This window comes from Actinocorallia lasiicapitis, assembly GCF_054778695.1.
Window position 1 is genome coordinate 1 of the sequence record NZ_BAAGZI010000286.1, and the last position, 7,869, is coordinate 7,869.

Genomic DNA, 7,869 nt, shown 5'->3' on the forward strand with positions numbered 1-7,869 from the left:
ACCGACACCGGCGTCACCCTGGTCACCGACCAGGCCGCCGACGGCGTCGACGCCAAGGACACCGCTTTCGGTCTCGAAAACTGCTGGGGCTGACCCCTGTGACGTCCCCCGTCGCCAACCGACCGCGAGCCGCCTTCCGGCGGCTCGCGGTTCCTTCTGGCACCACGCTCGGGCCCGTCGCGGCCCTTCTCCTCGCTTGCATCTTCTTCTCGATGCAGTCCGACAAGTTCCTGTCCGGCGGCAACCTCGCCCTGGTGATCCAGCAGGTCATGGTCGTCGGCACCCTGGCCATCGGCCAGACCCTCATCATCCTCACCGCAGGGATCGACCTGTCCTGCGGGGCGATCATGGCGTTCGGCGGCGTCCTCATGGCCAAACTCGCCGTGGACGCGGGCTGGCCGCCGCTGCTCGCCATCGCCACCGGCATCGCGGTGTGCGCCGGATTCGGCCTCATCAACGGGCTCCTCGTCACGAAGATCTCACTCCCGCCGTTCATCGTGACCCTCGGCGTCCTCAACGTGGCGTTCGCCCTCACCCACATCTACTCCGAAGAACAGACCATCAGCGGCCTGCCCTCGGCACTCACCGCACTCGGCAACACCTTCCCCCTCGGCGGCACCGACGTCACCTACGGATCGGTCCTGATGATCGGGCTGTTCCTGGCATTCGCCTACGTCCTGGGCCAGACCGCCTGGGGCAAACACGTGTACGCCGTCGGCAACGACCCCGAAGCAGCCCGCCTCACCGGTATCCCGGTGCAGCGGCGGCTGCTCACCGTCTACACCGTCGCCGGAGCGATCTACGGGATCGCGGCGCTGCTCCTCATCGCCCGCACCGGCGTCGGCGACCCCAAAGCCGGACAGACCGACAACCTGGACTCGATCACCGCGGTCGTCCTCGGCGGGACGTCCCTGTTCGGCGGGCGCGGCCTCGTCGTCGGGACACTGATCGGGGCGCTGCTCGTCGGGATCATCCGCAACGGCCTCCAGCTCATGGGCGTCCCCTCGATCTACCAGATCCTCATCACCGGCATCCTGGTGATCCTCGCGGTGACCGTCGACCAGCTCTCCCGGAAGAGGTGGAAGGCATGACGACACCCGACATGACCTCCGTACGCGCGGGCGCTCAGGTGCTGAAAGCCCGCGGGCTGGTCCAGCGGTATGGAGCGGTGACCGCGCTGGACGGCTGCGACTTCGATCTGCTGCCCGGCGAGGTCCTGGCGGTGATCGGCGACAACGGCGCCGGAAAATCCTCCCTGATCAAAGCACTGACCGGAGCGGCCAAGCCCGACGAAGGCGACATCTGGCTCGACGGCAGGCAGGTCCAGTTCAAATCGCCCCTCGACGCCCGAAAGCAGGGAATCGAGACGGTCTACCAGAATCTGGCCGTCGCGCCCGCCCTCGACATCGCCAGCAACCTCTACCTTGGTCGCGAGCAACGGCGTCAAGGTGTTCTCGGCGCGGTGTTCCGGATGCTCGACAAACCAGCGATGAAGGCCGAGTCCGCGCGTCACATGAGCGAGCTGAACATCGGCCTCCAGTCGATGGCGGGCGCGGTGGAGAACCTATCGGGCGGGCAGCGTCAGGGCGTCGCGGTCGCCAGGGCCGCCGCCTGGGCCAGCCACGTCGTCATCATGGACGAGCCAACGGCGGCGCTGGGCGTCAAGGAGTCGGCACAGGTCCTCGAGCTCATCGGGAAGGTCCGCGACCGCGGTCTGCCCGTCGTGCTGATCAGCCACAACATGCCGCACGTCTTCGAGATCGCCGACCGGATCCACATCCAACGGCTCGGCCGCAGGGCCGGCGTCGTGAAACCCGCCGACCACACGATGTCCGAAGTCGTCGCCATCATGACGGGCGCTCTGCAACTCCTGCCCAGTGACATCACCTGAAGGGAAGTGAGTTGAACCACATCGCGGTCATCGGGGAGGCCGTGGCCGACGCCTTCGTCTCCACCGTCCAAGGCGGAACCTCGGGAGCGCTCGACCTGCGAGTACTGCCCGGCGGAGGGCCCGCCAACACAGCGGTGGCGCTCGGCAGGCTCGGCATCCCCACTCGATTCGTCGGCAGGCTGCCCAACGGCCCGTTCGGTGACCTCCTGCGCGACTACCTCGCAAGCTCGGGCGTCGATCTGTCGCTCGTGGTGGAAGCCCAGGAAGAACCGACGCTGGCGTTGGCGACCGTCGACAGGCAGGGCCGGGCCCGCTACTCCTTCTACGCCGAAGGCACGGCGGACTGGCAATGGACCAGGGAGGAACTCTCGGCGCACAGCCCGTCCGACGAAGCAGCGTGCATCCACACCGGCTCACTCGCGCTGGCGCTGGAACCCGGAGGTCCCCTCATCGAGGAGCTCCTGCGGGCCCGACGAGGCTCGACGACGATCTCGATCGACCCGAACGTCCGCCCCGGCATCGTCCCGCTGGAGACCTACCGCCGCCTCCTCCCCGGGTGGACCGCGATCGCCGACGTGTTCCGGCTCAGCCAGGACGACCTGGACCACCTACGTCCCGGAGCCGACCTGGCCGAAGTCTGCGACGAATGGCACGCCGACGGCGTCCGCCTGGTCGTCATCACGCTGGGAGCCGACGGTGTGATCGCTTCTCTCGGCGGGCGCCGCTACGCCGTACCCGCCCGCCCGGTGGAGCCGGTCGACACGGTGGGTGCCGGCGATGCCTTCACCGCCGGTCTCCTCTACCGCCTTCACACAGGAGGAGCCCTCGGCGGCGAACTCGATCGACTGGACCCGGCACTCCTCATCAGGGCCCTCACCTTCGCCTCCGACGTCGCGGCCGAGGCCTGCCGCCACGAGGGCGCCAATCCGCCCTGGCTGGCGGACCTCCAGGCCTGAAGCTCCCCACGCAAGCACGGCCGTCCGCGGGGGCGGCGGCCGTTTCCTCCTCACTGCGCTGTCCACCACCCCGATAGCCCGGAGCGTCCTCGAAGGCTCCGGAAGGAAGAGCCGCTCATGAGCACAACCCTCCGTCCCCCAACGGCCACCGTCACCGTCCGTGAATACGCCCGCGAGTACGCCTCCCGTGTCGCTGACGGAGAACTCGGCACTCTCCCTGCCGCGATCGGACTCGTCGGCTTCGGTGCGATCTTCACCTTGATCAGCCCTGGTTTCCTGTCCGCGGCCAATCTCGCCAACCTCATCACCCAGGGCGCGGGCATCGGCGTGATGGCCATGGGTTTGGTGTTCGTCCTTCTGCTCGGCGAGATCGACCTGTCCGTCGCCTGTGCCGGCGGCCTCTGTGGTGTGGTCCTGGCGCTCAGCCTGACCTGGCTACCCGCCTACGCCGCGCTCCCGTTCGCTCTGCTGACCGGCACGGCGATCGGGCTGAGCCTCGGCCTGCTGATAAGCCGAACCAGGATCCCGCCGGTCATCGCCACGCTTGCGGCCCTGCTCGGCCTCCAGGGTTTGACCTTGGTGCTGCTGAACAACGGCCAGGCCATCGCGATCAAGGACCCTCAGATCCTCGCGATCATCAACACCAATCTCGCTCCGGTGACGTCCTGGCTGACCTGGGCCCTAGGGCTGACCGCATATGCGCTACTGGAGATCCAGCGCAAGCACCGAGGAAGCCACCATCGCCCCATCGTCGAGCCCGTCGGACTGGCGGTCTGGCGGATCGTCCTGGCGGGCGGAATCTCCGCTGCCATCGTCTACGCCCTCACCCTCGAACGCAGCCCCGACCCCGCCACCGTGTCCCTGCGCGGGGTTCCCCTGGTCGTACCGATCGTCGCCGCCCTGATCGTGGGCTGGTCCTATGTACTGCGCAGGACGGCATTCGGCCGTCGGCTGACCGCCGCGGGCGCGGCCGCCTTCCACGATCGCGCCGACATCGAGGGCTTGCGTGTCGCCGCCTACGCGATCTGCTCGACGCTCGCGGCCTTGGGCGGAATCATCGCTGTTTCCCGCTTCCAGTCCGCAGGCTCCGAGACCGGTAGCGTCGCCGTCCTGCTGTCCGCGGTCGCCGCCGCGATCATCGGCGGCGCGAGCCTGTCTGGCGGCAGGGGCAGGGTCCAGGGCGCGGTCCTCGGTGCCTGCGTCGTCATCGTCGTCGACAACGGCTTGGCCCGGGTCACCGACCAGGCCGGCATCCGCCACATGGTCCTCTGCCTCTTCGTCCTGGTCGCCGCCATCATCGACATCTCCGCCCAACGCGCCGCCCGACCCCGCTGAAGCGCTCACCTCACTCGCGCACAGCCGGCAACACAGTCGGCTGGCGCGGGTGAGGCGACAGGTGGTTACTCGTACAGACAAACCGTGAAAGCGCAGGTCAGGGTTAGAGGCCCAGGTCGCGGCCGATGAGTTCCTTCATGATTTCGGAGGAGCCGGCCCAGATGCGGGTTACTCGGGCGTCGGTCCAGGCGGTGGCGGCTCGGTACTCGGTCATGTAGCCGTAGCCGCCGTGGAGCTGGACGCAGTGGTCGAGGACGTGGTTCTGGACCTCGGCGGCCCAGTACTTGGCCTTGGCGGCGTCGATGGGGGTCATGTCGCCCGTCGAGTGGAGCTCGACGCACTTGTCGACGTAGGCCTGGGCGACCTCGATACGGGTGAACAGGTCCGCGAGCAGGAACTTGTTGTGCTGGAAGGAGCCGATCGAGCTGCCGAACGCCTTGCGGTCCTTCACGTACTGGAGGGTCTCGTGGAGGATCTGGGTGGCGTGGGCCAGGTTGGTGATGGCGGCGCCCAGACGCTCCTGCGGCAGGAGTTGCATCATCGAGACGAAGCCCTTGCCGCGCTCACCGATCATGTTCTCGGCGGGGACGCGGACGTCGGAGAAGAACAGCTCCGCGGTGTCCGACTCGTGCTGGCCGATCTTGTCTAGTTTGCGGCCGCGTTCGAAGCCCGGCGTCCCCGCCTCGACGGCGAACAGCGTGATGCCCTTCGCGCCCTTCTCCGGGTCGGTGCGGGCCGCGACGATCACCAGGTCGGCGGAGTAGCCGTTGGTGATGAAGGTCTTGCTGCCGTTGATGATCCAGTCGGTGCCGTCCTGGACGGCCGTGGTGCGCAGCGCCGCCAGGTCGGAGCCGCCGGACGGCTCGGTCATGCCGATGGCCGTCCACAGTTCGCCCGTGCAGAACTTCGGCAGCCACCGCTGCCGCTGCTCCTCGGTCGTCAGCTTCACCAGGTAGGGGGCGACGATGTCGGCGTGGATCCCCAGGCAGGACGCGAACCCCATGCTGACCTTCGCGAACTCCTCGTTCGCGACGGCGTTGAAACGGAAGTCGTCGGCGCCGGAGCCGCCGTACTGCTCGGGCACCTCAAGGCCGAGCAGTCCCAGCTTGCCCGCTTCGAGCCACACCTCGCGGTCGATCGACCGCTGCTCGACGAAGGTCGGGTAGCCGGGGATCAGGACCCGCTCGGCGAAAGCCGCCACGGTCTCCCGAAACGCCTCATGGTCCTCGTTGAACAGCGTCCGCCGCACTCCGCGCCTCCCTCAGTTCCGTGAAACACCCGCTCATTAAGCGCGCGCTTAATGTACCCGACCGCTTCCTCCCGATTCGCCGCGCCCCTCCCCTTGCCCGCCCGCGACGCCGGAACTACCGCCTGTTCGAACAAACGAACTAACGACGGGAGGATCATGGAGATCGCGAGGGTCCTGCTCACCGACACCAACGGCGGTCTGGGACTGCCCCGGCGGCTGCTCAGCGCGGTCGGCGGCCAGTTCCCCGGACTCGCCGAACGCGTCCTGCACCGGGTCGTCGGCGACGACCCGGGCGTTACGCCGGTTGCTGGACACCCAGCGCCACAGGCGTTAGCGCGGACGGCGGCGACGCCAGTTGACGTAGCCGGAGACCCCGCCGAACAGCAGGAGGAACGCGCCCATCGCGATCGTCGCGAACCCGGCGATGCCGAGCCCGCCCGCGGTGGCGGCGTCGTCCGGGCCGATGGCGGCGACCGGGGTGCCGTTCTCGCCGTTCACGTCGACTTCGGGCTGGTCGACGCCGACGCTCGGCAGGGTGGTCGGCTCGGTCGCGCCGGGCGTGGCGGGTGCCGTGGGGGTCGTGGACGGCGCCGCGTTGCCGGCGTGACCCGGCTTGGGCTTCGGCTTCTGGCCGTTGCCGGTGTTGTTCTTCTTGTCGTCGCTGTTGCCGTTGCCGCCGTTGTGCTGCCCGTTGCCGCCGTTGTGCTGCCCGTTGCCGTCGGGCTTCGGGTCGGGCTTCGGCTGCCCGTTGCCGTTGTTGTCGGGCTGCGGCGCGGGCGCGGGCGGCGGCGGAGGGGGCGGCGGCGGGGCCTGCCCGGGGCACGTCCCCTCGACCTCGATATAGCTGACGAGCAGGAGCGTGACCAGGCCGCCGTCCACTTCGGCCTTGGCCGCGGTGAGCTTCGCGCCCCGCTCGGACGCCACATACGCGTTGGTGGCGTCGGCGAACGAGGTGATCGTCTGCTGGCCGCCGGGCTTGAACGTCACCGTCAGCGAGGTGAGCGTGACCCTGGGGTGGTTACGGACGCCGAAGTGCCAGCCGTCCTTGTCGCCGGGCACGCCGGGGCAGCTCGCGTTGCCGCCCGCGGCGGTCATGGGCGTGTCGTTCCGCAGCCGCAGCGTCTTGTCCGCCGCGTATGCCGTTCCCGGCGTCATGACGGTCACCGCGACCGCCACGGCCAAGACTCCCAGGCCGAACGGCCGTGCTCTCATATGGGCGCGCCTTCCCCGAATTTCACACTATGTGCGGGAAGATTCTGCCGTAACGGGCACAAGGAGACAGTCAGTCCTGGATAACAATCCAGCTGCCAACCTGTCAGTTTGTGCAGGGTAGGGCAGTCAGGAGCCCTGGAGAAGGAACGCCAGGTCCCCCCGGATCAACCCCATCATCAACGGCACCCGGTCGGAACGCTCGCCGCCCCGGATGGCCGCCCCGCGGAAGACGTCCAGCGCGAGATGGATCAGCGAGTGGAACAGATCGGGCGGAATCGCGTCGAGACCGGGGAGCTGGGCGGCGATCACCTCGATGTCCCGGCCGTAGGCTTCGAGCTGCGGGACGAGCAGGGCGCGCAGCTCCGCGTCGGTGCGGGCCGCGATCATCAACTCCTGGAACACCACGTTGACGCCCTCGCCGCTCAGCTCGCGCAGCAGCCGGAGCGCGTTCTCCAGCGGTTCGACGTCGCGGGGCGCGCCGTCGAGCTTGGCCTGGAAGCCGATCAGCTGCCGGCAGGCGACCTCCTCGCCGACCGCGATCAGAAAGCCGGGCAGGGTGCCGAAGTGCCGGAAGAGGGCGGCCGGTGCGGTGCGGGCGCGGGCGGCGACCTCGGCCGGGGTGCAGCGGGCGAGGCCGAGCTCGACCAGGATCGCGATCCCCGCGTCGATCAGCCGGGCCGGAATCTCGTCGGCCCGCTCACCAGGAAAACCGGCAAAGGTCACGAATAGGTCCTTTCTGGATGATCGTTAAGGCACCCTAGGACTCCGCCCGGCACGGCGGCAACGCGCCCCGCCCTTTCCGCTTCCCCGACGCCGGACCGTGATGCCATAAACTGCGTCGCCGTGTCCTCACAAGTGCGACGCCTCGCCGCGGTGGCCGCGGGCGGGGCACTGGGCGCGGTGGCCCGCTACGCGCTCACCGCCGTCTGGCCGCACCCGAGAACGGGCTTCGCGTGGTCGACGTTCACCGTCAACGTCACCGGCTGCCTGGTCATGGGCCTGGCCGCCGCCTGGCTCCTGCGACGCCCGATGGCCCGTCTGTTCCTCGGCGTGGGGGTCCTCGGCGGATTCACCACGTTCTCGACCTATGTCACCGACGTCCAGTACGCCGACCCCATGATCGCCCTGGTCTCTCTGGCGGCCACCCCGCTGGCGGACGTCGCGGCCGTCGGGGCGGGCCAGTGGCTGGCCGGCCGGTGACCGCGCTCCTGGTCGCCGTCGGCGCG

8 protein-coding genes are annotated in these 7,869 nt (G+C 69.0%); 5 read left to right on the forward strand and 3 right to left on the reverse strand.

Features of this window, described 5'->3' with window-relative positions; all coding sequences use genetic code 11:
• The first annotated feature begins 212 nt into the window (after positions 1-212).
• The 4 genes from ACYVE7_RS24850 to ACYVE7_RS24865 all read left to right on the forward strand — a co-directional run bounded on the left by ACYVE7_RS24850 (position 213) and on the right by ACYVE7_RS24865 (position 4,182).
• Positions 213-1,091 (forward strand): ABC transporter permease, encoded by an 879-nt coding sequence (locus ACYVE7_RS24850; protein ID WP_460367695.1) that lies wholly within the window; start codon positions 213-215, stop codon positions 1,089-1,091.
• Positions 1,088-1,891, forward strand: a complete 804-nt coding sequence (locus ACYVE7_RS24855; RefSeq protein WP_460367697.1) for an ATP-binding cassette domain-containing protein — start codon at positions 1,088-1,090, stop codon at positions 1,889-1,891. The genes ACYVE7_RS24850 and ACYVE7_RS24855 overlap by 4 nt, the downstream gene beginning before the upstream one ends.
• Before the next feature lie 11 nt (positions 1,892-1,902).
• Positions 1,903-2,847, forward strand: a complete 945-nt coding sequence (locus ACYVE7_RS24860; RefSeq protein ID WP_460367699.1) for a carbohydrate kinase family protein — start codon at positions 1,903-1,905, stop codon at positions 2,845-2,847.
• Between the two features lie 117 nt (positions 2,848-2,964).
• Positions 2,965-4,182 (forward strand): ABC transporter permease subunit, encoded by a 1,218-nt coding sequence (locus ACYVE7_RS24865; RefSeq protein WP_460367701.1) that lies wholly within the window; start codon positions 2,965-2,967, stop codon positions 4,180-4,182.
• A gap of 103 nt (positions 4,183-4,285) precedes the next feature.
• Here the strand turns inward: ACYVE7_RS24865 and ACYVE7_RS24870 are convergent, their stop codons facing one another.
• The 3 genes from ACYVE7_RS24870 to ACYVE7_RS24880 all read right to left on the reverse strand — a co-directional run bounded on the left by ACYVE7_RS24870 (position 4,286) and on the right by ACYVE7_RS24880 (position 7,366).
• Positions 4,286-5,431 (reverse strand): acyl-CoA dehydrogenase family protein, encoded by a 1,146-nt coding sequence (locus ACYVE7_RS24870; protein WP_460367703.1) that lies wholly within the window; start codon positions 5,429-5,431, stop codon positions 4,286-4,288.
• A gap of 330 nt (positions 5,432-5,761) precedes the next feature.
• Positions 5,762-6,643, reverse strand: a complete 882-nt coding sequence (locus tag ACYVE7_RS24875) for a hypothetical protein (RefSeq protein ID WP_460367705.1) — start codon at positions 6,641-6,643, stop codon at positions 5,762-5,764.
• Between the two features lie 126 nt (positions 6,644-6,769).
• Positions 6,770-7,366, reverse strand: coding sequence for a hypothetical protein (locus tag ACYVE7_RS24880; protein WP_460367707.1), 597 nt, complete (start codon positions 7,364-7,366; stop codon positions 6,770-6,772).
• Between the two features lie 120 nt (positions 7,367-7,486).
• On the opposite strand from ACYVE7_RS24880, the gene ACYVE7_RS24885 reads away from it, so the two are divergent.
• The gene (locus ACYVE7_RS24885; protein ID WP_460367709.1) at positions 7,487-7,843 is read left to right on the forward strand and encodes a fluoride efflux transporter FluC; all 357 of its coding nucleotides are present in this window, start codon (positions 7,487-7,489) and stop codon (positions 7,841-7,843) included.
• Positions 7,844-7,869 lie beyond the last annotated feature (26 nt).

Bases quoted from the DNA above. Each gene is read 5' to 3' on its own strand.
- ACYVE7_RS24850 (WP_460367695.1), top strand. From the start codon at position 213: ATGCAGTCCGACAAGTTCCTGTCCGGCGGCAACCTCGCCCTGGTGATC.
- ACYVE7_RS24855 (WP_460367697.1), top strand. From the start codon at position 1,088: ATGACGACACCCGACATGACCTCCGTACGCGCGGGCGCTCAGGTGCTG.
- ACYVE7_RS24865 (WP_460367701.1), top strand. From the start codon at position 2,965: ATGAGCACAACCCTCCGTCCCCCAACGGCCACCGTCACCGTCCGTGAA.
- ACYVE7_RS24875 (WP_460367705.1), bottom strand. From the start codon at position 6,643: ATGAGAGCACGGCCGTTCGGCCTGGGAGTCTTGGCCGTGGCGGTCGCG.